Annotated in this window: 22 protein-coding genes; 14 read left to right on the forward strand and 8 right to left on the reverse strand. The window is 64.6% G+C overall.

What is annotated here, in order from left to right:
- The first annotated feature begins 12 nt into the window (after window positions 1-12).
- The 3 genes from DAD186_RS02285 to DAD186_RS02295 are packed head-to-tail and all read left to right on the forward strand — an operon-like array spanning window position 13 to window position 2,854.
- The gene (locus DAD186_RS02285; RefSeq protein ID WP_236886274.1) at window positions 13-783 is read left to right on the forward strand and encodes a fructosamine kinase family protein; all 771 of its coding nucleotides are present in this window, start codon (window positions 13-15) and stop codon (window positions 781-783) included.
- A gap of 44 nt (window positions 784-827) precedes the next feature.
- Window positions 828-1,622, forward strand: a complete 795-nt coding sequence (locus tag DAD186_RS02290) for a nucleotidyltransferase family protein (RefSeq protein ID WP_065247345.1) — start codon at window positions 828-830, stop codon at window positions 1,620-1,622.
- The gene (locus DAD186_RS02295) at window positions 1,619-2,854 is read left to right on the forward strand and encodes a GHMP family kinase ATP-binding protein (RefSeq protein WP_065247346.1); all 1,236 of its coding nucleotides are present in this window, start codon (window positions 1,619-1,621) and stop codon (window positions 2,852-2,854) included. The genes DAD186_RS02290 and DAD186_RS02295 overlap by 4 nt, the downstream gene beginning before the upstream one ends.
- On the opposite strand, the gene DAD186_RS02300 is transcribed toward DAD186_RS02295, so the two are convergent.
- Window positions 2,851-3,381, reverse strand: a complete 531-nt coding sequence (locus tag DAD186_RS02300) for a PLD nuclease N-terminal domain-containing protein (RefSeq protein WP_065247347.1) — start codon at window positions 3,379-3,381, stop codon at window positions 2,851-2,853. The genes DAD186_RS02295 and DAD186_RS02300 overlap by 4 nt on opposite strands.
- A 37-nt stretch (window positions 3,382-3,418) precedes the next feature.
- Here DAD186_RS02300 and DAD186_RS02305 point away from each other — a divergent pair, with 37 nt between their 5' ends.
- Complete coding sequence (locus DAD186_RS02305) at window positions 3,419-3,703, forward strand: DUF4229 domain-containing protein (protein WP_065247348.1); 285 nt, start codon at window positions 3,419-3,421, stop codon at window positions 3,701-3,703.
- A gap of 31 nt (window positions 3,704-3,734) precedes the next feature.
- On the opposite strand, the gene DAD186_RS02310 is transcribed toward DAD186_RS02305, so the two are convergent.
- From DAD186_RS02310 to DAD186_RS02320, 3 genes are read right to left on the reverse strand one after another with little or no spacing between them, the layout of a single operon-like run.
- Window positions 3,735-4,634: a 1,4-dihydroxy-2-naphthoate polyprenyltransferase gene (locus tag DAD186_RS02310; RefSeq protein ID WP_065247349.1), complete on the reverse strand. Its 900-nt coding sequence runs from the start codon at window positions 4,632-4,634 to the stop codon at window positions 3,735-3,737.
- Window positions 4,635-6,164 (reverse strand): AMP-binding protein, encoded by a 1,530-nt coding sequence (locus DAD186_RS02315; protein WP_065247350.1) that lies wholly within the window; start codon window positions 6,162-6,164, stop codon window positions 4,635-4,637.
- Between the two features lie 57 nt (window positions 6,165-6,221).
- Window positions 6,222-7,202, reverse strand: a complete 981-nt coding sequence (locus tag DAD186_RS02320; RefSeq protein ID WP_065248682.1) for a 1,4-dihydroxy-2-naphthoyl-CoA synthase — start codon at window positions 7,200-7,202, stop codon at window positions 6,222-6,224.
- A 180-nt stretch (window positions 7,203-7,382) separates the two neighbouring features.
- Here DAD186_RS02320 and DAD186_RS02325 point away from each other — a divergent pair, with 180 nt between their 5' ends.
- From DAD186_RS02325 to DAD186_RS02340, 4 genes are all read left to right on the forward strand, one after another.
- Window positions 7,383-9,845 carry a phosphoketolase family protein gene (locus tag DAD186_RS02325; protein WP_065247351.1) on the forward strand — a complete coding sequence of 821 codons (2,463 nt, stop codon included), beginning with the start codon at window positions 7,383-7,385 and terminating at the stop codon, window positions 9,843-9,845.
- Between the two features lie 127 nt (window positions 9,846-9,972).
- On the forward strand, window positions 9,973-10,959 hold the full coding sequence (locus tag DAD186_RS02330; protein ID WP_065247352.1) for an o-succinylbenzoate synthase: 987 nt from the start codon (window positions 9,973-9,975) through the stop codon (window positions 10,957-10,959).
- A gap of 9 nt (window positions 10,960-10,968) precedes the next feature.
- The gene (gene menD, locus DAD186_RS02335; RefSeq protein ID WP_065247353.1) at window positions 10,969-12,633 is read left to right on the forward strand and encodes a 2-succinyl-5-enolpyruvyl-6-hydroxy-3-cyclohexene-1-carboxylic-acid synthase; all 1,665 of its coding nucleotides are present in this window, start codon (window positions 10,969-10,971) and stop codon (window positions 12,631-12,633) included.
- Window positions 12,634-12,642: 9 nt separating this feature from the next.
- Window positions 12,643-13,767: a S1C family serine protease gene (locus DAD186_RS02340; protein ID WP_065247354.1), complete on the forward strand. Its 1,125-nt coding sequence runs from the start codon at window positions 12,643-12,645 to the stop codon at window positions 13,765-13,767.
- Here DAD186_RS02340 and DAD186_RS02345 read toward each other — a convergent pair.
- Window positions 13,748-15,133 (reverse strand): isochorismate synthase, encoded by a 1,386-nt coding sequence (locus DAD186_RS02345; RefSeq protein ID WP_236886275.1) that lies wholly within the window; start codon window positions 15,131-15,133, stop codon window positions 13,748-13,750. The two genes, DAD186_RS02340 and DAD186_RS02345, sit on opposite strands and share 20 nt — an antisense overlap.
- 12 nt (window positions 15,134-15,145) lie before the next feature.
- Between DAD186_RS02345 and DAD186_RS02350 the strand changes: the two genes are divergently transcribed.
- A complete protein-coding gene (locus DAD186_RS02350; RefSeq protein ID WP_065247355.1) occupies window positions 15,146-16,648 on the forward strand; it encodes a cell division protein PerM in 1,503 nt (500 codons plus the stop codon).
- On the opposite strand, the gene DAD186_RS02355 is transcribed toward DAD186_RS02350, so the two are convergent.
- Window positions 16,645-17,061, reverse strand: coding sequence for a hypothetical protein (locus DAD186_RS02355; RefSeq protein WP_065247356.1), 417 nt, complete (start codon window positions 17,059-17,061; stop codon window positions 16,645-16,647). The genes DAD186_RS02350 and DAD186_RS02355 overlap by 4 nt on opposite strands.
- 73 nt (window positions 17,062-17,134) lie before the next feature.
- On the opposite strand from DAD186_RS02355, the gene purN reads away from it, so the two are divergent.
- The 3 genes from purN to ppk2 all read left to right on the forward strand — a co-directional run bounded on the left by purN (window position 17,135) and on the right by ppk2 (window position 20,486).
- Window positions 17,135-17,710 carry a phosphoribosylglycinamide formyltransferase gene (gene purN, locus DAD186_RS02360; RefSeq protein WP_065247357.1) on the forward strand — a complete coding sequence of 192 codons (576 nt, stop codon included), beginning with the start codon at window positions 17,135-17,137 and terminating at the stop codon, window positions 17,708-17,710.
- A gap of 65 nt (window positions 17,711-17,775) precedes the next feature.
- On the forward strand, window positions 17,776-19,386 hold the full coding sequence (purH, locus tag DAD186_RS02365) for a bifunctional phosphoribosylaminoimidazolecarboxamide formyltransferase/IMP cyclohydrolase (RefSeq protein ID WP_065247358.1): 1,611 nt from the start codon (window positions 17,776-17,778) through the stop codon (window positions 19,384-19,386).
- Between the two features lie 149 nt (window positions 19,387-19,535).
- Window positions 19,536-20,486: a polyphosphate kinase 2 gene (gene ppk2, locus DAD186_RS02370; protein ID WP_065247359.1), complete on the forward strand. Its 951-nt coding sequence runs from the start codon at window positions 19,536-19,538 to the stop codon at window positions 20,484-20,486.
- 24 nt (window positions 20,487-20,510) lie between these two features.
- Here the strand turns inward: ppk2 and DAD186_RS02375 are convergent, their stop codons facing one another.
- Complete coding sequence (locus DAD186_RS02375) at window positions 20,511-21,977, reverse strand: aspartate ammonia-lyase (RefSeq protein ID WP_065247360.1); 1,467 nt, start codon at window positions 21,975-21,977, stop codon at window positions 20,511-20,513.
- A 98-nt stretch (window positions 21,978-22,075) separates the two neighbouring features.
- On the opposite strand from DAD186_RS02375, the gene DAD186_RS02380 reads away from it, so the two are divergent.
- Entirely contained in the window at window positions 22,076-22,363 is a 288-nt protein-coding gene (locus tag DAD186_RS02380) for a DUF3017 domain-containing protein (protein WP_065247361.1), read from the forward strand.
- 35 nt (window positions 22,364-22,398) lie between these two features.
- On the opposite strand, the gene DAD186_RS02385 is transcribed toward DAD186_RS02380, so the two are convergent.
- Window positions 22,399-23,055 carry a carbonic anhydrase gene (locus DAD186_RS02385; RefSeq protein WP_065247362.1) on the reverse strand — a complete coding sequence of 219 codons (657 nt, stop codon included), beginning with the start codon at window positions 23,053-23,055 and terminating at the stop codon, window positions 22,399-22,401.
- Window positions 23,056-23,106: 51 nt separating this feature from the next.
- Between DAD186_RS02385 and DAD186_RS02390 the strand changes: the two genes are divergently transcribed.
- Window positions 23,107-24,669 carry a threonine/serine exporter family protein gene (locus tag DAD186_RS02390; RefSeq protein ID WP_150333577.1) on the forward strand — a complete coding sequence of 521 codons (1,563 nt, stop codon included), beginning with the start codon at window positions 23,107-23,109 and terminating at the stop codon, window positions 24,667-24,669.
- The last annotated feature ends 8 nt before the right edge of the window (window positions 24,670-24,677 follow it).

Genomic DNA, 24,677 nt, shown 5'->3' on the forward strand with positions numbered 1-24,677 from the left:
TCGGCGCGCGCCGTGCAGTGGGAGCGTGCGGGGCTTGAGTGGCTCGCCTCAGCGTCCGCTCACGGCGGTGCTCGGGTGGTGGGGATCCTGGCCTCCGACGCCTCCCAGCTGTGCCTCGAGCAGATTTCGCCGGTCGCACCGAGTGCGCAATCGGCGCGGGAATTCGGTGCGGCCCTTGCCGTGACCCACAGTGCCGGCACCGGGCGCGAGAGCGAGGCGGGGCGCAGGAGCTTCGGGCTCGGCCCAATCGATGCCTCCGGTACCGCTTTTGAAGGCGATGGTTTCCAGGGGCCGGCGGGTGAGCAATTGCCGCTTCCGCTCGCGCGCGAAGGTGAGTTCACGTCATGGGGCGCGATGTTCGGGGATCTCCGGCTCGCCCCACTCGTGCGGGCTTCGGGAGATCTCTTCGACGCGGATGACCGTGCCCTCTTCGGCCGCCTTATAGCGCGGCTTCGCGACGGCGTATTCGATGATGATGACCCTCCTGCGCGCGTCCACGGAGACCTGTGGGCCGGCAACGTGCTTTTCGATGCTCACGGCGCCGTGCTGATCGACCCCACCGCCTATTCGGGGCACCGGCTCGATGATCTCGCCGCGCTCACACTCTTCGGCGCGCCCCACCTCGCGCACATGTTCGAGGGGTACGAATCAGCGCACTCCCTCACGCAAGAGTGGCGCGAGCTGATCCCGCTTCACTCACTGCACCTCGTGCTCTTGCACGCCACACTTTTCGGCGGCGGCTACGCCCGCGAGGCGCTCGGGATCGCCAGGCGTTACGTCTAAAATTGAAAATCGCTTCTGCACAATCGTCGGTTCGGAGGAACCTCGTGATCAACACCGCCGTGATCCTCGCCCGCGGCCTCGGCACACGCATGCGCGCCGAAGGCCAAAGCTCATCCCTGACCGCGGGCCAAGCCGCGGCCGCGAGCCTCGGCTACAAGGCGCTCATGCCGATCGGTGCGCATCGCCTCATCGACTATTCGCTGAGCGCTCTCGCCGATGCGGGAGTCACGAGGGCCGTGGTTGTCGTCGCGCCCGAGCATGAAGCGTTCAAAACGCACATGCGCGAACTCGCCCCCAGCCGCCTGCGCATCGAGTTTGCGGTCCAGGACGAGGCACTCGGCACGGCGAACGCCCTCGCGAGCGCCGAGATGGCCGTGGGGGAGGAGCCGTTCCTCATGGTGAACGGCGATAACCTCTATCCGCTCGAGGCCCTCGAAGCGATGACGCACGTGTCGGGAAATGCGATCGCGGGCTTTGAGCGTTCCTCACTCGTCGCACAGAGCAACATTCCCGCAGAGCGCATCGCGGCATTCGCACTCATCCGGCACGCCGACAACCGCCTGATCGGCATGATTGAGAAACCGTCGGAAGCCGAACTGGCCGAGTACGGCGAGAGCGCACCCGTGTCCATGAATCTTTTTGCCTTCGAGCCGACCGTGTTCGAGGCATGCCGCACGATCAAGCCGTCGGCGCGTGGGGAGTACGAGATTGTTGATGCCGTTCTCGCGCTCGAGAACGTGCAGGTTGTGCCCGTTTCAGGCGGGGTGCTCGATCTTTCGCGCCGGGATGATATCGCCGATGTCGAAAGTCGCGTCGCGCACGTGAGCGTGCGCCTGTGAGGGGCTGGCGCGTTCCGGGCCGCATCGAAGTGCTCGGTAAACACACTGACTATGCGGGCGGCCAGGTGCTCGTGTCGGCGGTGGGGAGGGCCGTGACGGTGCGTGGGCAACAAAAGTCCGACGCCTCCTCGCCCTTCTCGATTCGCACGTCTTTGAACGGTGAACGAGCCGAGCTCGTGCCGCTTCGCGATCCGCGCTTGCCGAACGGGCACTGGGGGCATTACGTCCAAACCGTCCTCGACCGACTCACCACGAACTTCGGTCCTCTCGCTTCGGCTGAGTTGACGATCGAATCAGACCTGCCACCGGCCTCGGGCATGAGCAGCTCCTCGGCGGTGCTGACCGCCGTTGCCCTCACTCTCGCGGACCTCAACGATCTCCCGTCGCGTGAAGAGTGGCAAAGAACCATCGCGAACCGCGTGGATCTCGCGGGCTACGCCGCCTCGATTGAGAATGGCAAGCGCTTCAAGAACTTCGCAGGTCTCACGGGCGTGGGCACCTCGGGTGGCTCGCTCGATCACACGGGCATGCTCGCCACCACAGAGGGCTCCCTCAGCCACGTGGTATTTGATCCCCCAACGGTTCTTGGCACTGCCTCGCTTCCGGGCGACCTTACGTTCGTGGTCGCCGTGAGCGGGGTGCTCGCCGAGAAAACGGGCGCGGCGCGCGAGGCATACAACCGCGGGCCCGCCGCCCTCGGTGCTGTGCTTGAGGCGTGGAACGCGCACACGGGGCGCGAGGACTCATCGCTCCATCGAGTCGTGCGCGAACTTACCGGTGTCACCGATCCCGCACAGCCGGTGGAGCGATCTTCGCGCGAGCTCGACGCGCTTCGGCGTGTCGCGCCAGAAGGGTATGCGAGCCAGAGGCTCGAGCAGTTCATCGAGGAGTCCGAGGTACTTGTGCCCGAGGCTGCCGCAGCCCTCAATCGAGGGGATATTGACGCGTTCTCGTCGATCGTGTTGCGCTCGCAGGACCTTGCGGAACGAAAGCTCGGCAACCAGATTCCCGAAACCGTCGAGCTTGCTCGCTCGGCCCGCGCCCTCGGTGCGCGCGCCGCCTCCGCGTTCGGTGCAGGCTTTGGCGGCAGCGTGTGGGCGCTCGTTCCCCGAGGCGACGCCGAGGAATTCGCGAAGCAGTGGAAACGCGACTACGAGGCGAAATATCCGCTGCGCGAAGCGACTACGCTCGTATCGGATCCTGGTAGTCCTGCGGAACGCCTCGAGTTTTAGCGACGAGCGCCGTCGTCGTCGGGGCCTTCGAGATCGCCGGTGCGCTTATCTTCGGGGCGCTCATAGTCGCGAACGGTGTAGTCGCGCGGCCCCTTCCCGGGCGTAATCGAGGAATCGTCCCTCGGTGCGGGTGTACGTGGCGGCGCCGGGCGTGGCCCGGTCGACGCCGTGGAGCTGCCGCCGTCGGCCCCCTCTCGCTTCTTGCGACGCATTTCGTCCTGAATCTGCTCGCGGCGGCGTGCACGATTCTCCTGATCGAGTTTCGCGAGGAAGGCCGGGTCGTCGTCCGGAGCGATCGGTCGCTGCGGCCCGCGCGCGCGTGAATTTCGGGGCGAGCGCGGCTCGGAGCCGTTGCTCTTGCCCAAAAGAAGCCACAGGAACGAGCCGAGGAACGGAACGAACACGATCACGAGGATCCACCCGATTTTCGGAAGCACCTTCGCGCGCGACTCGGGGGTGTTCGCCACATCGGCGAGAGCGTATACCGTGAGGGCAACGTAGGCGAGGACCAGGATCAAGCGAGGCATGTCGGTCATTCTTTCATGACGGGGGATAATGGGGACAATGCGAAACTACGTGCTTTACTCGATCATCCGCCTCGCCCTCTTTGCGGGGGTGTGGGCGCTCCTGTACTTCCTCATGCCCGGCGTGCACTGGTTCTTCACCGGCATCCTGGCCGCCGTGATCGCGATGCTCATCTCGATCCTCGCACTCGGCGAGCTCCGCCAGGGCGTTGCGGCGAACCTCGAGCATTCGGTCGAGGCACGCCGCGATAAGCGACGCGACCTGAAGACCGAAGCGGAGCTCGACGCCGAAGCGGAGGATTCCCTCCTCGACCGCGGCGAGTAGAGCATCAGCTGAGCCATCCGGCGCATCGCCCCTAGAAAAGCATGGTGCTCAGTGCGAAGCCCGCGAGCATCAGAAGAGAAGCGACGAGCTCAAGCTTGCCTGTCGCCGCGAGCACGGGAATCAGGTCGCGTCCCCCAGCACGCTGTTCAATCACGCGCCGCACCGGTGCCATCGCAAGGGGAAGCGCGAGGAACGTGAGCGCCACGAGTGGAGCGTGCGGAACCACGGGAATCAGCAAAAGGAACGGCACGAGGATCATCGCCGCATAGAGCAAACGCGTGGCACCATCTCCGAGTCGCACGGCGATCGTTCGCTTACCGGACACGCGATCGGAGGGGATGTCGCGAAGGTTGTTCGTGAGCATCACCGCGCACGCCCATAGTCCGATGGCGCTCGCGACGAGCAGATCACTCAGTCCCGAGTGCCCCGAGAGCAGGTAGCTCGTGCCCATGACCGCGACGAGCCCGAAGAAGACAAACACCATGACCTCGCCGAGGCCCATGTAGCCGTAGGGATGTTTCCCGCCCGTGTAGAACCACGCGGCAAGAATGCACACGACGCCCACGAGAATCATCCACCAGGCACCCGCGAGAATCACGAGCACGAGGCCCGCGAGGCCGCCCACCCCAAACGATGTGAAAGCGGCGCGTTTCACCGCGCTCGGTTTCGCCGCTCCCGAACCGGTGAGGCGGAACGGGCCGACGCGGTCATCGTCGGTGCCGCGGATACCGTCGGAATAATCATTCGCGTAATTGACGCCCACCTGCAGGGCGAGCGCGAGCACGAGCGCGAGCACAGCCCGCGGTACCGTGACGCCCGCCTGGTAACCCGCGTGCATGAGGGCGAGGCCCGTGCCCGCGGCCACCGGGGCGATTGCTGCGGGAAGCGTGCGGGGCCGTGCCCCCGCGATCCATTGCGCCGCGCTTGCCATCTACTCGTCCTCCCCCTCGCCAGGACCGCCGAACTCGAGCTCGTGGTGCCCGCCGTCGCCGAAGCGCGTCCCGAGGCTCTTCGCGTAGTCGAACGCCTCGATGTTCAAGAGCGCCTCTCGTGCGAGCTCTGCGGCGGCTTTTCGGTCGACCTTGCCGCTTTCGAGGCGGGGGAGGGCACCGGTCGTGAGGATCCTGCGAGGGATTTCGTGGCGTGCGTACCCAGCTCCGGTGAGGGCGGTCGCGACCGTGAGCTGCGTCTGGAGATCTGCCGTCCACGTTTGCGTCGGCATCGCACCTTCCACGCGAGGAACGGTCAGGGCGACTGCCTGCTCGCCCCATTCGTTCGACTCGACGGGAACGATGAGAACTTCGCGGAACTCACCCGTATCCGCGAGGGTGCGTTCAAGGGCCTGCGGCACGATCTTGCGTCCGCCTGAGATGATCACGTCGTCGGCGCGACCGAGCACCGTGAGACGAGTGAGCCCAGTGGCCTCGTCGCGCGTGAGACGCGCGAGATCGCTCGTGCGCAAGAGCCGCGTTGCGGCGAGCTCTGGTGTGGAAAAGAAACGACGGCGCGTATCGGCATCGTTGCCGTCAACATTCGTGAACGCCCCCGTCTCGTAGATGTAGCCGAGCGCGATCGATGGCCCGGTGATCATGAGCTGATCCTCATCGTTGACCTTGAGTTCGACCCCCTGGAGGGGGAGACCGTTGTAGACGCAGCCACCGGCGGTCTCACTCGAGCCGTACGTCGTGACGATTCGCGCGCCGAGCTTTCGCGCGCGATCGAGGAGCGCGGGCGCAGTCGCGGCGCCGCCCACGAGGATCGCCTCAAAACGGGAGAGGGCGCGCGCGATCTCGGCGTCTCCCGCTTCTGCCGCGCTCACGATTCGTTCAAGCTGCGTGGGAACGAAGGAGGTGTAAAGCGGCAGATCAGCGAGGGCTTCATCGCTGCAGACACGTGCGTCCCAGCGCTCCAGTGCACCCGTCAGCACCGTCGCATCGAAATGGTTTGACAGGTCCACAAGAGGCGCGAGGGCGCCAGGAAGACCATCGTGATCGTCGAGTCCCAGAAGCGTGCTTGCCACGCTCGCCCGAGCGATGACCTGTATGCCCGCAATGTGCGTGGGCGGCAGAAATAGCATCCACGCGCCGTGTGAGCCAAACTCGTAGGCCGTCGCGTGAATCGACGCCTTGAGGCTCTGCACTGAATGCGCGACCGACTTCGGCGTGCCCGTCGAACCCGAGGTTGGAACGACGAGGGCGATCTCGCTCGGATCAGGCTCGCTTACGCCCGCGTTGGAGCGTGTGCACGTGCAGCCTGCACACGCACTTTCTCGCGGCTTGCCGCACTCGAGCGCACCGATGAGCTCCGGGCGCTTATGGGCGCCGAGCCACACGCGCGCGGTGCCCGCGAGGGCCTCCCCAATCGCACGGGCATACTCCACTTGCGACGTGACGGTTCCGTCGAACGGGCCGGGCGCCAGCCACGGCGTCGACTCGCGCTCAGGTGCACTTTGGGTGCTCACGCGGGCTCCTTTCTGTCAAAGATTTTTTCCGACGTTTGCCGGTGAAGCGTCGGAACGCTAACCCTGCGGGTGGGGAAAGGCCGACCAATCGGGATCGCGCTTTTCGAGGAAGGCATCGCGCCCTTCAACCGCTTCGTCGGTCATGTAGGCGAGTCGAGTGGCCTCGCCCGCGAAAACCTGTTGGCCCATGAGACCGTCATCCGCAAGGTTGAAAGCGAACTTGAGCATGCGGATCGCCTGCGGGGACTTCGTGCCGATCACGCGGGCCATGCACAGAGCCTCGTTTTCGAGTTCCTCGTGGGGCACGACGCGGTTGACGGCACCCCAGTTGTATGCCTCCTCCGCCGAATACTCCTCGGCGAGGAAGAAGATTTCACGCGCGCGCTTTTGCCCGACTTGTTTCGCGAGGTACGCGCTTCCGTAGCCGCCGTCGAAGCTGCCCACATTCGCATCGGTCTGCTTAAAGCGCGCATGCTCACGGCTCGCGATCGAAAGGTCGGCAACGACGTGCAGAGAGTGACCACCGCCGGCGGCCCAGCCGTTGACCGCGGCGATCACGACCTTGCCCATCGTGCGGATGAGACGCTGAACTTCGAGGATGTGGAGGCGGCCTGCGCTCTCCGGGCGGATCGATTCGGCCGTGTCACCGTCGGCATACCGATACCCGCTGCGCGAGCGGATCCGCTGATCCCCGCCCGAGCAAAACGCCCACACGCCGTCCTTCGGGGCGGGACCGTTGCCCGTGAGGATGATGACGCCAACCCCGGGGTTGAGGCGCGCGTGATCGAGCGCGCGGTAGAGCTCATCCACCGTGTGGGGGCGAAAGGCATTGCGTACCTCGGGGCGATCGAAGGCGATGCGCACGGCATTGAGGTCACGCGTGAGAGCCTCGCCGCGCTCATCGCGCGTGCGTTCAACCGCGCGATGGTAGGTGATGTCCGTGAAGGGAGCGGAGCCGAGTTCCTCCTCGGTGATGTCGCGCCAACGATCGGGATCGAACGTCGCCGATACGGGAGAGGGGAGGGGTGCTGCTGTCATGTTTTCAAGCTTAAAGGTTCGTGTGAAAAGCACGCCGTCTCGAGCCCAGAACGGCCAAGGGGCCCGTCAAAAATGAGGCGTAGACTACATTGTGCAATCGGCATTGGCGCACGAGCGGCCCCTGCCGCCCTGCTTCTTGCCACCCGTCTAGTGCAAGTCCCGAAAAGGGCAGGGAGAGACATGAGCTCCGCACACGAATGGCCGAACGAGCCATCCCATCCGCTCACCGCTGAAGAAGCTCATCAGATCAACTCGTGGTGGCGCGCCGCGAATTACCTTTCGGTGGGCCAGATCTACCTCATGAACAATCCGCTCCTGCGCGAGCCACTCTCGCGCGATGACGTGAAGCCGCGCCTGCTGGGCCACTGGGGCACAACCCCGGGCCTCACGTTCCTGTACGCGCACGCGAACCGTGCGATCAAGCAGCGCGGCCTCAACGCGTTCTACGTCACGGGCCCGGGCCACGGCGGCCCCGGTCTTGTGGCCGCAAGCTACCTCGAAGGCACGTACACCGAGACCTACCCCGCGATCACGAAGGACGAGCGCGGTCTCAAGAAGCTGTTCACGCAGTTCTCCTTCCCGGGCGGCATCCCCTCGCACGTCGCCCCCGAAACCCCCGGTTCAATCCACGAAGGCGGCGAGCTCGGCTACGCCCTGTCGCACGCCTACGGCGCCGTTCTCGACAATCCCGACCAGATTGCGTTCACCGTCGTGGGCGACGGCGAAGCAGAGACCGGTCCGCTCGCGACGAGCTGGCACTCGAACAAGTTCCTCAACCCGAAGAACGATGGCGTTGTGCTCCCGATTCTGCACCTCAACGGGTACAAGATCGCGAACCCCACCGTTCTCGCACGCATTAGCGACGACGAGCTGCGTTCGCTCATGGTCGGCTACGGCCACACGCCGTTCTTCTTCGAAGGGGGCTTCGACGACGAGCCGATCGAGGAAACCCACAAGCGTTTCGCTGCGGTGCTCGACGAGGTGCTCGACATGATCACCGACATCAAGAAGCGCGCCGCCGAGGGCGACATCGAGCGCCCCCTGTGGCCGATGATCGTGTTCCGTACCCCGAAGGGCTGGACCGGCCCGAAGGAAATCGACGGCAAGAAGACCGAGGGCTCGTGGCGCAGCCACCAGGTGCCGCTCGCGAGCGCACGCGACACCGACGAGCACTTGAACGACCTGCGCGAATGGCTCGAGTCGTACAACATCGAGGAGCTCGTGAACGAGGATGGCGCCTTCATCGATGAGATCGTCGATGCGGCACCCGCGGGGGACAAGCGCATGAGCGCGAACCCCATCACCAACGGCGGCGAGGTCCTCCACGACCTCGTGCTCCCCGACTTCCGCGAGTACGGCGTCGACGTTCCCCACCACGGCGGCACGAACTCCGAAGCGACCCGCGTGCTCGGCACGTGGCTTCGCGACGTGGTGAAGAACAACATGCACAATTTCCGCGTGTTCGGCCCCGATGAAACCGCTTCGAACCGCCTCCAGGCGATCTACGAGGTTTCGGGCAAGCAGTGGAATGGCGAGTTCGAGGACCACGATGCGGCTGAGAATCTCGCGCAAGAAGGCCGCGTTATGGAGATGCTCTCCGAGCACCAGATGCAGGGCTGGCTCGAGGGCTACCTGCTCACGGGCCGCCACGGCCTCTTCTCGAGCTACGAGGCGTTCATTCACATCGTCGATTCGATGGTGAACCAGCACGCCAAGTGGCTCAAGGTCACGAATGAGATCGAATGGCGCCGCCCCATCGCTTCACTCAACTACCTTCTGAGTTCGCACGTGTGGCGTCAGGACCACAATGGCTTTAGCCACCAGGATCCGGGCTTCATCGACCACGTGGTGAACAAAAAGAGCGAAGTTGTGCGCGTGTACCTTCCGCCGGATGCGAACACGCTCCTGTCGACCTACGATCACTGCTTGCGCTCGCGCCAGTACATCAACGTGGTCGTTGCCGGGAAGCAGCCGAACCCGAACTGGCTCACGATGGACGAGGCGATCGTGCACTGCACGCGCGGTATCGGCATTTGGGAGTGGGCAGGAACCGAGGTCGACGGCGAAGGCGTGGACGTTGTGCTCGGCTGCGCCGGCGATATCCCGACGATCGAGACCCTCGCGGCGGCGAAGATTCTCCGCGAGGAGATCCCCGAGCTGCGCGTGCGCGTTGTCAACGTCGTGGACCTCATGCGCCTCCAGCACGAGCGCGAGCACCCGCACGGTCTTTCCGAAAAGGACTTCGACGGTCTCTTCGGCAAGGACATTCCCGTGGTGTTTGCGTACCACGGCTACCCGTGGCTTATTCACCGTCTCGCGTACCGCCATGACCCGAACGCGCGCATTCACGTGCGCGGGTACAAGGAAGAGGGCACGACAACCACGCCGTTCGACATGCTCATGCGCAACGACATCGATCGCTTCCACCTCGTGATGGACGTGATCGACCACGTCGATTCGCTCGGTACGCGGTACGCGGGCCTGCGCCAGCGCATGGCGGATGAGCGCATCCGCGCCCGCCAGTACGCGTTCACCCATGGCGCGGACATTCCCGAGGTCGCGAACTGGGTGTGGGACGATGAGCAGCACGATGCGGCGATCGCGAGCGAGGCCGTGAACGTGACGGGTGGCGACAACGAGTAGTCCCTCCCTCATCCCGTGGATTGCATAGGGTTTGTGGGGGTTTTGCCGCGCGCATTACCCCCACAACTCTTATGCAATTCGGTTCTATGCAGTTCGGCTTGGAGACGCCATTTCCCCCACAACTCCTATGCAATTCGAAGGACAGATCGAGCGCATCGAGATCGTGCGCATCCCCATGCGCACGCGCTTTCGCGGCATCGACGTGCGCGAAGCGGCTCTCCTGCGTGGCCCCGAGGGTTGGGGGGAGTTCTCACCATTTCTCGAATACGGACCTGAAGAAGCGTCGGCCTGGCTCGCCGCCGCACTCGAGCAGGCCACACTCCCGTTCCCCGAACCCGCGCGAGTTCGCATCCCGATCAATGCGACCATTCCCGTGGTGAGCCCCGAGCATGCGTACACGCTTGCCCGGTCGTTTGGCGCCGCCACCGCAAAGGTGAAGGTGTCCGACGCCAGCTGCGCCCACAGCGATGATCTGGCTCGCGTCGCGGCCGTGCGCGAAGCCCTCGGCGATGAAGCGCGCATTCGTGTGGACGCCAACGCGGCGTGGGGCGTGCGCGAGGCAATCGAGAAGATTCGCGAGCTCGACCGCGCGGCGGGAGGCCTCGAGTACGTTGAGCAGCCGTGCGTGAGCGTGCGCGAGCTTGCCGAGGTGCGGCGTGAGGTGCACGTCAAGATCGCCGCGGATGAATCGGTGCGCAAGGCCGAGGATCCCCTTGCCGTGGCACGGGCGAAGGCCGCCGATATCCTCGTGATGAAGGCGCAGCCGCTCGGGGGAGTGCGCCGCGCCCTCGCGCTCGCGGAGCAGGCGGGCCTTCCCGCCGTGGTCTCGAGTGCGCTCGAGACGTCGGTGGGGCTCAGCGCCGGCCTTGCGTTTGCGGCGGCGCTTCCCGATATCGAGCACGCGTGCGGGCTCGGAACGGCACGCCTACTGAAGGGCGACGTGACTGAAGCGCCCCTCGTGAGTGAGGACGGCACGCTTCCCGCGGGCCGCGTCGAGGTGAGCGAGGAATTGCTCGAGAAGCATCGCGCCCCCGAGGAACGCACACGTGTATGGCAGGCCAGGATCGCCGAGGCTGCCGAGGTTCTCGAGGCGCGCGGGTACTGGCCCCGGTAGGCTTGAGGCATGCGTATTTCCGCCCCGCCCCGCACCGGCTCGGGCGCACTCGAGGCCGCGTACGTCCTGCTTGAATCGCTCATCGCGTGCGGCCTGCGCCACCTCGTTCTTGCCCCCGGCTCACGCTCGGCGCCCCTCGCCTACGCGGTGAGTGCACTCGCCGAGAGGGGGGCGGAAGGCTTCGAGGTACACGTGCGCCATGACGAGCGCGCCGCGGCATTCACGGCGCTTGGCTTGAGCCGCGCGGGTGAGCTTGCGGCCGTCGGAACCACGAGCGGAACCGCGACCGCCCACCTACTTGCCGCCGCCATGGAAGCCCACCACAGCGGGATTCCGCTCGTGCTCCTTACGGCAGATCGCCCGGCCGAGCTGCGCGGAACCGGGGCAAATCAAACGACGTACCAGGCAGGGCTCTATGCGCCGTTTGCGGTGATGAGTACGGACCTTCCTGCGCCGGGCGCGCACGACGCAACCGAGAGTGAACTGCGTCTTATGGTCGATACAGCCGCCCGTGCCGCCCACGCTGCGCTGAACGCCCCCGGCCCGGTGCACCTCAACCTTGGTTTCCGCGACCCCCTCGCGGCGACGCACGCGCCCGAGCAAGGCTCCGATGCCACGTTCCGCGTCCCTGCACACGCCGCACCCGCGCCACACGCGGGCACGGCTCTCACCACTCTTCCCGCGCGCACCGTCATCGTCGCGGGCGACGGTGACGAGTCGGGTCATCGAGCAGCCGCGCTCGCCGCACGCCTTCGCCTCCCGCTCTTCGCGGAGCCGAGCAGCAACGCACGCGAGCTGGCTGACACGCTCGTGCCGTGCTACCCGGACGCACTCGCTCAGGTCATGGCGGATCGGGGCCACGCCCTTCGCCCCGAAGCCGCGATCGTGTTTGGCCACCCCACGCTCTCGCGCCCCGTGCTTCGCCAATTGCTCGGCGCGAGAGACATGGAGGTCACCGTTGAAAGTGGCCGTCTCGAATGGCCCGATGCCTCGCGCAATGCCTCACGCATCGTGCCCCTGATCGACGTCGAACACTCGAGCCTCGCCGCACAGCAGCAGGGATTCCTCGAGGCGTGGAGGAGTCTTGGCAGCGCCCTCGCGGCGCACAGTAGTGACAATCGAGCCCCGCAGGCCGAGGCCGCGCTCGCGGTGTGGGAGGCCTGCGCGAGCGATCACGCGCCCCTCGTGCTCGGGGCAAGTGCCCTCATCCGCGACCTCGAACGATATGCGGGAGCGAGCCGTGCCCGCGTGCATGCGAATCGCGGGCTCGCGGGGATTGACGGTACCGTCTCCATGGCGAGCGGTATCGCCCTTGCCGAGCGCAAACGCACGCGAGTTCTGCTCGGAGACGTCAGTGCGATACACGACCTCACGGGCTTCGTGGTCGGCCCCACCGAGCGTGAACCCGAGCTCGACATTGTGATTGTGGACGATAACGGTGGGCGCATCTTCTCGGGCCTCGAGCATCGCGAGGCACCCCGAACGGTCCTCGAGCGTTTCTTCACGACGCCACACGGGGTGGATCTCGCCGCGGCGATCGAGGGGCTCGGTGTCCAGGTGAAGCGCTGCGTACCGAGCGACCTCGCTGTGAGGCTGTCGTCTGCCTCACACGGTGCGCGTCGGCGAGTCTTTTTTGTGAGAATCGGAAGCGATTTTTCAGGAAAGGGGGCTTAGATCGCGCCTATGAAGAAATCACCGTCATGGCTCGCGACCGCCAGTCTCGTCATTATCGGCATGTTCGTGTCGTCGGTCTTTACGATCGGCGCTGCCGCGGGCCTCGGGCTCATGCTGTGGGGAGCGCCGGGCGAAGGATCCGGCAGCAGCCCCCACTCGTCGAACCCGGCAGAGAACGTTGGGCACGGCGGCGACGTTGTGGAGGATTCATGGGTGGATACCGCGCGCGTGATCTCGCCGAGCGCGGTCTCGATCCGCGTCGACACCGGCAAGGGTGGTTCTGAGGGCACGGGCATCGTGTATGACGACAAGGGGACGATCGTGACCAACGCCCACGTCGTCGCAGGCGCCATCCTTATTGACGTGACCACCGCGGATGGCCGCACCTTCGACGCGACTTTGATCGGCACCGACGAGAGCACCGACATCGCACTCGTGCGCCTGGTGAAACCACCGAAGAACCTCACGCCGGCGACGTTTGCGGACTCCTCGAAGCTCACGGTTGGGCAGGACGTCATGGCGGTCGGAACGCCGCTCGGCCTCGCGAACACAGCCACGACCGGCATCGTCTCGGCGCTCAATCGCCCGGTCGTCACTCGCCCCGAGCGCAGTGAAAACCAGGACCCTTCTACCGCTTCCTACACCTCGGCGATTCAAACGGATGCCTCCGTCAATCCCGGCAACTCGGGTGGCCCGCTCGTGAATCGCGCGGGTGAGGTCATCGGTATTAACTCCTCGATCGCGTCGAACGCCTCAACGAGCGCGGGCGCGGGAAGTATTGGACTCGGCTTCGCGATCCCCTCGAATACCGTCAGGCTCATCGCAGAGCAGCTCGCGCAGAGCGGGAAGGCGCAGCACGCATTCCTCGGTGTGCGCATCAAGGACGGGGAGGCCGGCACTGATTCGGCCACGATCAAGGGGGCGCACGTCGTGGAGGTCACGCCGGGGAGCTCCGCGTCGAAGGCGGGGATGGTGAACGGTGATCTCGTGACGAAGGTCGATGATGTGCAGATCGGCTCTTCCTCGGCGCTCACGGCTTACGTGCGCAGCCTTGAGGTGGGCAGCACCCACGCGTTTACCGTGTATCGCGGCGGCAAGGAGGAGACCGTCAAGGTCACTCTTCAGGGGAACTGAGCGAAGCGAGAGCCCGCACGATCGGGCGTGTTTTTGCGAGTGCCTCGGCGTGCTCGGTGAGCGGATCTGAGTCACGTACGAGCCCGCCGCCCGCTTGCACGGTGAGAGTGGTGCCGTGAACGTGGGCCATGCGCAGTGCGATGGCAAGTTCCCCGTTGCCGTCCGCACCGATCCACCCCACGGGGGAGGCATAGCCGGCGCGATCAACGCGTTCGAGCTGCGCGATGACCTCGTTAGCAGCCGTGCGCGGCGTTCCGGAGACGGCCGCGGAGGGGTGCAGTGCCCCCGCGATCTCGAGAATCCCGAGCCCGTCAGGTGCGACCCCGCGAATATCGGTCGCAAGGTGCTCGATCCCGGGAAGGTGGAGCACGAAGGGCCCTTCCGATGGTGGCAGGCTCACACCGAGCCTCATGAGCGGCTCGCGGACCGAGCGCGCCGCGAAATCGTGCTCGGCACGCTCCTTGGGATCGTTGAGGAAAGCGTGACGTTCTTCGGCACTCAGTTCGTCGTCCCCGCTCACGGGGCGTGAACCGGCGAGCACGCGCGAAAACACCTTCGGTCCGTCGGTGCGCACGAGCATTTCGGGCGAGGCACCCACAATATCGTCGAGCGCGAAGGTCCATGCTGTCGGGTAGCGATGATTAAGCTGCGCGGCGAGCGCTGGAACGAGGCATCTCGCCTCGAGCGTGCCGAGGTCGATCTCAAACCGCTCGGAAAGCACGATTTTCTCGGCGACGCCGTCATCAATTTCCTGCACGGCCTGTTTTACGAGCCCGCGATAAGCCTCGCCGGAATGTGCGGGCTGCATCGTGCGTGGGGCGACCGTGGGCACTCTCCCGGCGGAGAAAAGTGCGAGGATTTCCTCCGGTTCGGTGAGGGTTTTTCCGACGCTTTCCTCGGAATCACTGTTCACACACGTGACGAAAGCGCGGCCCTCTACGGATCCGAGGAGGTAGCGGGGGATCACGAGTCGCGACGGGCGCGAGGACTCGGGGGAGTAGGAGAACGAGGCAAAAGCTACAAGGCCACTGCCGCGGAGATTCGCGAGGTCCTCGACATCGGTGCTGGCCTCAAGGTCGCGAAAGGCATTCGCGAGAGCGTCGAAGCGATCCGGGCCCGTGGCCTCGAGCCTCGCGGCCTCACCGATGCCGATGAGTCCACCCGATTCGTGAAGCCACAGGGTGCTCGGGGCCTCGGGGATATGGTCGGCGAGAGTCGCGGGGGCGTCGAGCCGGATCGATCGCACAGTAAAACGGGGGCTCTCTTGCGCGGGGCGGGGGGAACTCGTGAATAAGATGGGCATGATGTCCACATTATTGCGCACCGCCGTTTGTTCCTTCGCACCCGTCGCGGCCTCGTTGACCATGGGAAGCGTGCTGTGAAACGAAACGATGCGACCCCGATCTTCCTTGGCGTGACGGCTGCCGTGATCGCGTTCACGATCAACGTCGCGATCGTCGCGGTACCCGTTCTCGTTGCCCACGGCTTCAACACGCTCACGCAAGCGAGCACGCTCGATGCCGTGATCGTGGCGCTGTGCCTGGTTGTGCTCGGCCACGGGGGAGCGATGTCGTTCACCGGGGTGGGGATCGATGGCACGGCCGTTCTTCCTCCGCTCGGGCTGACTCTCGTATTTGCGCTTGTGTGCGGCACAACGATGCTGCGAACGGGGCGGTCAATGACGCTCACGGAGCCGTCGGGCGCCCTCAAGCGGGGTGCGCTTACGGCGCTCGGGCTTATCCTCGCGGGCTTCGGTATTTCCTATGCCCTCATGGCGACCGTCTCCTCCCTGCTCGCCCGAACACCGGGTGTGCAGCCGGTGACCGTGAGTGCGGGCGTGAGTGCCCTTGCTCTTGCCGTGATCGCGGGGGCCGCGGGCCTCATGGCCTCTCTCGTGCGCCGCTCGAGTGATTCCGCGCCGCGGGTGGGTTTGCTCGCTCTCGTGAGTGAGCAATACGCCGCGGCGTTGCGGTCGATTGGCGTGCTGGTGCTCGGTCTTTTTGGGGGCACGGCGGTAGCGCTCACGGTGTGGATGGTGATCCGACGTGACGCGATGCTCTCCGTGCATCGCGGGCTCGAGCCCGACCTTTTCGGCACGGTTGCGCTCGTTCTCGCGGCTCTCGCCTTTTTCCCCACCATGCTCGTATGGGCTGTGGCCTTCGTGTGTGCGGGGACGGTCACGGTAGGTTCGAACACTCACGTGTCCTTTGAAGGGTCGCTCACGGGGGTGCTCCCCGCATTTCCCATCCTCGGCGCCCTCCCCGAACCCGGCCGCTTTTCGCCGTGGGTGTGGGCCTTCATTGCGATCCCCGCGCTTGCCTCGATCGCGGCGTCGGTGTTCCTCGCCATGCGCACCCGTCACTTCGACGTGCGCGCAAGGGTGGTCGCGTGGCTCACCTATGCGGTCGGTTCGCTCCTCGCACTCACGGTGATCTTCACGCTCGGAAGTGGGAGTATCGGCACGGCGCAGCTCTCGCACGTGGGCCCGCAGTTCACGTCACTGATGCTCCCCGTGGCGCTCCTCGTACTCGTGCCGGCAGCCCTCATCGCAGGATGGAGCCAAACCGGTCTCGATTCGTGGGTGCTTGGGAAGGCGCGTGCGGGCCGTACATACGTGAGCGAACGAACCGCGTCACTACGCGCACGTGTCGAAGAGGCCGAGAACAAAGCGGCAGAGACCGAACGCGGCGATGACGACTCGCGCGCGAGCGAACGCGTTTTAGAGCAGGCCGAGGCTGAGCACAGCGATGCTGTAGCTGCCGAGGAAGCCGAGCCTGACGAGCCAGCCGACGCCACCGCGTTGGAGGGTGGATCCGAGGCTCCGCTCAGTGACGATCACGAGCAAGAGAACGCGCCCGCTCTCACTCGCGATTCAGACTAGAACGGCAGCCACTCGAGGATCGCGCCCGGCAGATCCTTGCCGCATGACGAGACGGCTGAATTCGTGAGCGCCGAATCAAGGCACTCCTGGTACTGGGTCATCGGCCCATAGAACACGAGCGATAAGAGCGCAAGGCCGATCACGACGATCGAGGCAGGGATCCCGAACGCCGCTGTGACGCTCGCCGAACGCCGCGCGGGGGTTGGCCATGCGATCACCATGAGCCGCACGAGGAACACGAGGGCGCCGATGCCCGCGAGGCCCGCAATGAGACTGAACGGTAGGGGAAGGAGCGTTGCACCCCACGCGACAATCATGCACATCGCGGCAGAAAGCAAAGTGCGACTGAACGCTTTCTGGCGTTCCGGCGAGAAAGCGGGCTGGTCCTGAGGGCGGCGTGGTTCGGAAGTCACGGATCCCATTGTGCCGCATAGCCGCCGCGTGGTCGTAAGCGCACGGGCGCTTCGTGCCCGCTACTGTGGGATCATGAACGATTTCACGTGCGTTGTGTTCATTTCGGGAACGGGGAGCAACCTCCGCGCCATCCTTGAGGCGATTGACTCCGGTGCGCTCGCGGGCGTGCGGGTCGCGGCGGTGGTCGCGGACCTCGATGCGCCGGGCCTCGCCTTCGCACGCGAGCGAGACATCCCTACGCACATCGTTGCGCTCGCTGATTACGACTCGCGCGAGGACTGGGATCGTGCGCTCGCCGAGTGCACGGGCCGGTATGCGCCGGACCTCGTTGTTCTCGCGGGCTTCATGCGGCTGCTCGGCTCGCCCATGCTCGAAGCCTTCGGCGGGCGCATGATCAACACCCACCCCGCGCTCTTGCCGGCCTTCCCTGGTGCCCACGGCGTGCGCGATGCTCTCGACTACGGCGTGAAGGTCACGGGGGCGACCGTGATCGAGATCGATGAAGGTGTGGACACGGGCGCGATTATTGACCAACGTGCCCTGACCGTGCAGGAAGGGGAGAGCGAAGAAGCCCTCCACGAGCGGATCAAGGTCATCGAGCGCGAAATGCTCGTTGACGTGATCGCGAAGCGCGCTCGGACGCAGTAGCTCACCTGCCTGCTCGCCGTCACGCCACGTTCACCTGAACGCGATAGGTTTAAAGGGCATACCGCATGAGTATTGACGACGAAGGAGCCTCCCGCATGTCCCAGCGTGCTGTTACGCGCGCCCTGGTCTCCGTGTACGACAAGACCGGGCTGACCGAACTCGCGACCACTCTCCACAAGAGTGGCGTTGAAATCGTCTCGACCGGATCCACGGCGAAGGCGATCGCGGAGGCAGGGATTCCCGTGACCGCCGTCGAAAGCGTGACCGGCTTCCCCGAGATCCTTGACGGGCGCGTTAAGACTCTCCACCCCAAGGTTCACGGCGGTCTCCTTGCCGACCGTGACAAACCGGCGCACGTTGCGGCGCTCGAGGAACACGAGATCGCTCCGATCGACCTTCTCGTGTGCAACCTTTACCCGTTCGAAGAGACCGTCGCGAGCGGTGCGTCCTTCGAGGACATCGTCGAGAAGATCGACATCGGCGGCCCCGCGATGGTACGCAGTGCTGCGAAGAACTTCAGCTCGTGCGCCGTCATCACCAGCACCGAACAGTACGACCTCGTGGAAGGGGCGCTCGCAAGTGGCGGCTTCACACGCGAAGAGCGCCTCGTGCTCGCCGCCGATGCCTTCTCGCGAATCGCCGAATACGACGCCGCGATTGAAGAATGGATGGCGGATCGCGCCGACGAAACGCTCGGCATCGATCCGCAAGAACAGGACCTCACGCCACTGCGTTACGGCGAAAACTCCCACCAGCAGGCCTTCCTTGACGCGAGCCGCTCGCTGTTCGAGGACTCCACGACCCTTGCCGAAGCCGAGCTGCTGAACGGCAAGGCCATGAGCTACAACAATTACGTTGACGCCGACGCCGCTCTGCGCGCTGCCTTCGACCACCCCGAGCCATGCGTGGCGATCATCAAGCACAACAACCCGTGCGGAATCGCGATCACGCCCGAAGCGAGCGACGTCGCCGAGGCGTACACCAAGGCCCACGCGACCGACCCCGTCTCGGCTTTTGGCGGCGTGATTGCCGTGAACCGCCCGGTGAGCCTCGACATGGCAAAACGCGTGACCCAGGTGTTCACCGAGGTCATCGTCGCCCCCGGCTACGAAGATGGCACTCTCGACGTACTCAAGGCAAAGAAAAACCTGCGCATTCTCGAAATTTCGGGCGCGCCGCGCGCCGATTCCTCTCTCGAAGGTCGCGAGATCTGGGGAGGCGTGCTCTACCAGGAGCCCGACCGGTACCAGGCGCCCGGCGACAACCCTGAGAATTGGGAACTCGTGTGCGGCGAGCAGGCGTCGGAAGAAACCCTCGCGGATCTTGCCTTCGCGTGGCGAGCCGTGCGCGCACCCCGATCGAACGCGATTCTGCTCGCGAAGAATGGCGCCGCCGTAGGCGTTGGGATGGGGCAGGTCAACCGCGTGGATGCGTGCCGCCTTGCGGTTGAACGCGCCAACACTCTCGGCGAGGACGGTGAGGAACGTGCGCGCGGCGCGGTGGCGGCTTCCGACGCCTTCTTCCCCTTCGCCGACGGCCCCGAACAACTCATCGCTGCCGGTATCACGGCCATCGTGCAACCCGGCGGCTCCATTCGCGATAGGGAGGTGATCGACGCGTGCCAGAAAGCAGGAATCACGATGTACACGACGGGCACTCGCCACTTCGCGCACTGATCGCTTTCGTCAAACGAATCTTTGGAAAGCGACCCGAAGCCGAGCAAGCGTCGGCCCCTACCCCGAACCCCGAACCGGGGCCCGCACCTGCCCCACCCGAATCCACTCATGAGGATCCAACCCCCACCCCCACGAGCGAAAGACCAGCGATGAAAAAAGGTAAAAAGGGCACCGTTCCTGAACTCGACCTCAACGGCGAGCTTCCCCACAGCAGCAACCTGCGCGAATTTATCGAACACTTGCGCGAGCTCGGCTACACGGTTGCGGACGGACACTCGCCCGACCCCGATCTGATCGACCCGTACGGCAACCCCGTGTACACGTGGCAGGAGGGCTACCCGTATCCCACGCGTATGGCGCGCGAAGAATACGAACGTGAGAAGTACTACCTCCAAGTCGAGCTGCTCAAGCTCCAGTACTGGCTCGAGGATGCGAAGAAAAAGGCCATCATCATCTTCGAGGGGCGCGACGCAGCCGGTAAAGGTGGCACGATCAAGCGCTTTACCGAGCATCTCAATCCGCGCATGGCGCGCGTGGTTGCGCTCAATAAGCCCACCGAGCGCGAGAAGGGCCAGTGGTACTTCCAGCGCTACGTCGAGCACCTCCCAACCGACGGTGAAATGGTGCTGTTCGACCGCTCCTGGTACAACCGCGCGGGTGTCGAACGCGTGATGGGATTCGCGAGTGACGAAGAGTATGAAACCTTCATGACACAGGTGCCGCATTTTGAGCGCATGCTTGTGGATTCCGGCATTCACGTGACGAAGTTCTGGTTCTCCGTGTCGCAGAAGGAACAGCGCACGCGCTTCGCCATTCGTCAGCTCGACCCGGTTCGTCAGTGGAAGCTTTCGCCCATGGACCTCGAGTCTCTCGATCGCTGGGAGGCGTACGGTGCGGCGAAAGAAGAAATGTTCCGCCGCACCGATAAAAAGTACGCGCCGTGGACGATCATTCGCTCAAACGATAAGAAGCGTGCCCGCCTCAATGCGATGAAGTTTTTCCTCTCGCAGTTTGAGTATGAGGGGAAGGACCACGAGGTCGTTGGCACTCCCGATCCGCTGCTCGTGATGCGCGGCAAGAACGAAGAAGCCGACGAATAGCTCGCTACGCGGGGGCGGCCCGAGCTAGAGCTCGAGGTCGTCCTCGGCGATGGGATCAGAGCTGTCGAGCGCGGGGATTGCCCCCGTGGCGGTTGCCCTGTACGGCTGGGTCATGCGCGCCGGCGTAAGGATTTCATCGAGGTGCCCCTCGCTCACAAGGCCCCTCTCGAGCACGATTTCGCGCACCGATTTACCCGTGTGAAGGGCTTGCGAAGCAATATCTGAGGATGCCGCATAGCCGATCACGGGCACGAGAGCCGTGACGATCCCGATCGAACGCTCGAGGTTGCCCGCGAGCACGTTCTCGTTGACCGTGATGCCTTTGATGCAGCGCTCGGTCAGGGTACGCATCGCGCGCGTCATGATGCGCGTCGAGTTGAGGATGTTGTAGGCAATCACGGGCTCGAACGCGTTGAGCTGGAGTTGTCCGCCTTCGGCGGCGAGCGTCACCGTGAGGTCGTTGCCGATCACTTGAAAAGCGACCTGGTTGACCACTTCGGGGATCACGGGGTTGACCTTCCCCGGCATGATCGAACTTCCCGGCTGGACGGCGGGAAGGTTGATTTCGTTGAAACCCGCGCGCGGACCCGAGGAGAGAAGGCGCAGGTCATTACAGATCTTTGAGATCTTGACCGCGATGCGCTTCAGCACGCTCGAGAAGGTCACAAACGCGCCCGTGTCGCTTGTGGCCTCGACGAGGTCAGCCGCGAGGGTGAATTCCTTGCCCGTGATGCGGGTGAGTTCCTCAACGACGAGCGAGGCATACTTCGGGTCGGTCGTGATGCCCGTACCGATCGCGGTCGCGCCCATATTGATTTCGCGGAAGAAGCGTGCGGTACGCGTGAGCCTCTCGACATCCTCACTCATGGTCGTCGCCCACGCGTGGAACTCCTGCCCCACGGTCATGGGCACCGCGTCCTGCATTTGTGTGCGGCCCATCTTGAGCACGTGGTCGAACTCTTCGCCTTTCGCGCTCAGCGCATCGATGAGGCCTTGCATCGCATCGGCGAGATCGGGAAAGCTCAGCAGGATCGCAAGCCGCACCGCGGTGGGATAGACGTCATTGGTGGATTGACCGAAGTTCACGTCGTTGTTGGGGTGGAGGTACTCGTACTCGCCGCGCGCGTGCCCGAGGATTTCGAGACCGCGGTTCGCGATGACCTCGTTGGCGTTCATGTTCGTGCTCGTGCCCGCACCGCCCTGGATGAGGTCGACCACGAAATGCTCGTGATGCTCGCCATTTTCGATCTCCGTGCAGGCCTTCGCGATCGCGTCTGCCTTGGCTTTCTCGAGTCCGCCGAGACGCTGGTTGGAACGTGCTGCCGCGTGCTTGACGTAGGCGAGTGCTCGCACGAGCGACGGGAAATGGTGGAGGCGGAAGTCCGAGATCCGGAAGTTTTCGAGGGCCCTGAGGGTCTGAACGCCGTAAAGGGCGTCGGCGGGAACTTCGCGGTCTCCGAGCAGGTCATGCTCGATGCGCACGTCGGTCATGTGATGGTTCACGTCCTTGTGGTGAGGCAGGCGGTACTGCGTGGCGCCGCGATCAATGCGGTATCTCTAGCCTAACCACCTCGGGCTACCATGGAGGCGTGAATCGATCGCCCTATTCCCTTGGCGCTGCCGTGTATCGCCAGCGGCTTTTGCTTGTGACGCTGGGGTTTGTCTTTTTTGTGGTGCTCCCGATCGGGCTTATTTTTTCTGTCCCGACCGCCGGATACATGCTCTCGGCGCTGCTCTTCGCTCTCGCGGCCGTGCGACTCTTCCTCCCCGTGGAGGCGCTCGGCGCGCTCGTGGTGAGGCGCCGCTCGGTTGATGTCGCGACGATTCTTCTCCTCGCGGTCCTCATTTTTGTGCTCGCCTCGAGCCCTGGGCTTTAACCGGACTACGCGGCCCCGACCCGGCGGCCCCGGTGTCAATTTTCGGCACCGCTGAAGGTGACTCGTCCCGTTTCGAGGTCGTAAATAGCGTGGGCGAGTTCAAGGTCGCCGGCCTCGTGCGCGGCACGAATGAGAGGCGAGCGCGCATAGACCTCCGCCCTCGCTGCCGCGGTATTTCGGGCGGCCTGGGTCATGGGTCGAGGGGCATCGGTGAGGGCAGGAGTTTTGAGGTGAGTCTCGCCAGAGCCGGCCCCCAAACGCCGTGAAATCTGTTCGGCGAGCGCATTGAGGTGCCCCGGAAGGAGAACGAGGGGCGCTCCCGATGCTCGCTGAGCCATGAGGGATTCGGCCGCGGCCACGGCCCCGCAGCCCTCGTGACCGAGCACGAGGATCAGGGGAACCGAAAGCTCGTGAACGGCAAACTCAAGGGAAGCAAGCACCGCATTCTCGACCATTTGCCCGGCCGAACGAACGACGAACAGGTCGCCGAGGCCGCAATCGAACACGATCTCGGGAGGCACGCGCGAATCGGCGCACGAGAAGACCGCCGCGAACGGCGCCTGGCCCGAGGACACACCGAGACGCCGATCCTCATCGCTGTGGGGGTGACGGGTCGTACCGTTAGCGAATCGGGCGTTGCCTTCGCTCAGGCGTGCGAGCGATTCGTGCGCGTGGATTGCGGTGTGTGCCATTCGTTGATCCTTTCCGTGCGCGGCCTGCCGGCCGTGTGCCACGATGGTGGGGTGAGCACTTCCCTGACCCGCCTGCACCAGGTATTCGAACTCGCCATGCGTATCGGTGAGGTCATGATTTCGAACGGTGCCGCAGCGGCCGACGTGACCGCGACAATGCTACGCGTCACCGCGTCTTCTGGCATCCGCAACGTGTCGGTGCAAACGACTCTGACGGAAGTCTCAGTGTCCTATTATCAGGACACGCAATCGGCGCCGTTTACGCGCATTCGCACCGCGGGCGGTTACACCTACGACTTCACGAAGCTTGATCGGGTCGACCAGATCACGAGCAAGTACGTGAAGGGTGAGATGGGCCTTCACGAAGCACTCCTTGCCGTCGATCGTGTGCGCTCGATGAAGCGGTTCTATGGCCCGATAGTGACGACGCTCGCATGGATCCTCATGGGTGGTGCATGCGCGATGTTCTTCGGCGCAGGCATTCTCGTGACGGTCTTCGCGGCCCTCGCCGCGGGCGTGCTGTGGCAGGTGTACATTCTTTTCGACAAGATGCGCTTTCCGGTGTTCTACGCCCAGATCGCGGGCGGGTTCATCGTCGTGCTCATCTCGCTCATCGTGAATAGGCTCGACCCCACGGCAAACTCCTCCCTCGTGGTGGTCGCGTGCCTGGTCATGGTGCTCGCGGGTTCGACGTCGGTAGGCGCGATGCAGGACGCGATCACGGGGTGGTACGTCACGGCCGCGGGGCGCTTGCTCGAGACGTTCATGCTCACGGTCGGTGCCGTGATCGGCATCCGTGGCGGCATGCTCGTTGCCGACTGGGTTGGGGCAGATATTTCGATTACGTCGACGGTGCCGGCGACGCTTATTTCCACCTTGCTCGTGGCGATCGCGGGGGCGTTCATCGGGCTCGGCTATGCGGTGGGTTTTCAGGTACCGCCGCGCCTTTTGCACTGGGTGACACTCCTGCCGGGCTTTACCGCGACTTCGGCGTTTGTGATCGAAGTTGCGGGGCTTGAACGCGCGTGGGCGACGGGAATCACCGCGTTCTTCGTTGGCGTTTTCGCGGTGGCGATCTCGCAGCACGCGAAAGCGTACGTCAATATCCTCATTGCCCCCGCGATTATCACGATGGTGCCGGGATCCGTGATTTACCGCGGTCTTCTTGGCTTCAGCGACGGCAGCAACACGGGTGCGAGCTATCTGTTGCTGGCGTGTGAGATCGCGATCGCGATCTCGGCGGGCGTGATTCTTGGCGAGCTCGTCGCGAGCCATGTCGTCACACTCCTTGCGAGCGGGCGTGTGCGCGTGCCCACTATTTCGCAGCCGTTCGGCACGAATCGTCACCGCCGTATGGTGACCTTCAGGCGCCGTCGTAAACCTGGCGCTCTCACGACCGCGATTCCCGTCGTCCACCTCGATCCGGACGAGCTCGACCCCACGATCGATATCGAGGCCGGTCCTGACTGGCGCGAGGATCTTGAGAACCTCCAGCCGGACACGCGCGAATCGGGATTCGAAATCGTGGAGATGGCCCCCGAAGACATCGAGATGCCGGCGATCCGCGCCGATGAAAGCGCAGACAAGGACACACAATCTTCCGAGCCCCTCTAAACTTGTGG

This window comes from Dermabacter vaginalis (genome assembly GCF_001678905.1).
GTDB classification, from domain to species: domain Bacteria; phylum Actinomycetota; class Actinomycetes; order Actinomycetales; family Dermabacteraceae; genus Dermabacter; species Dermabacter vaginalis.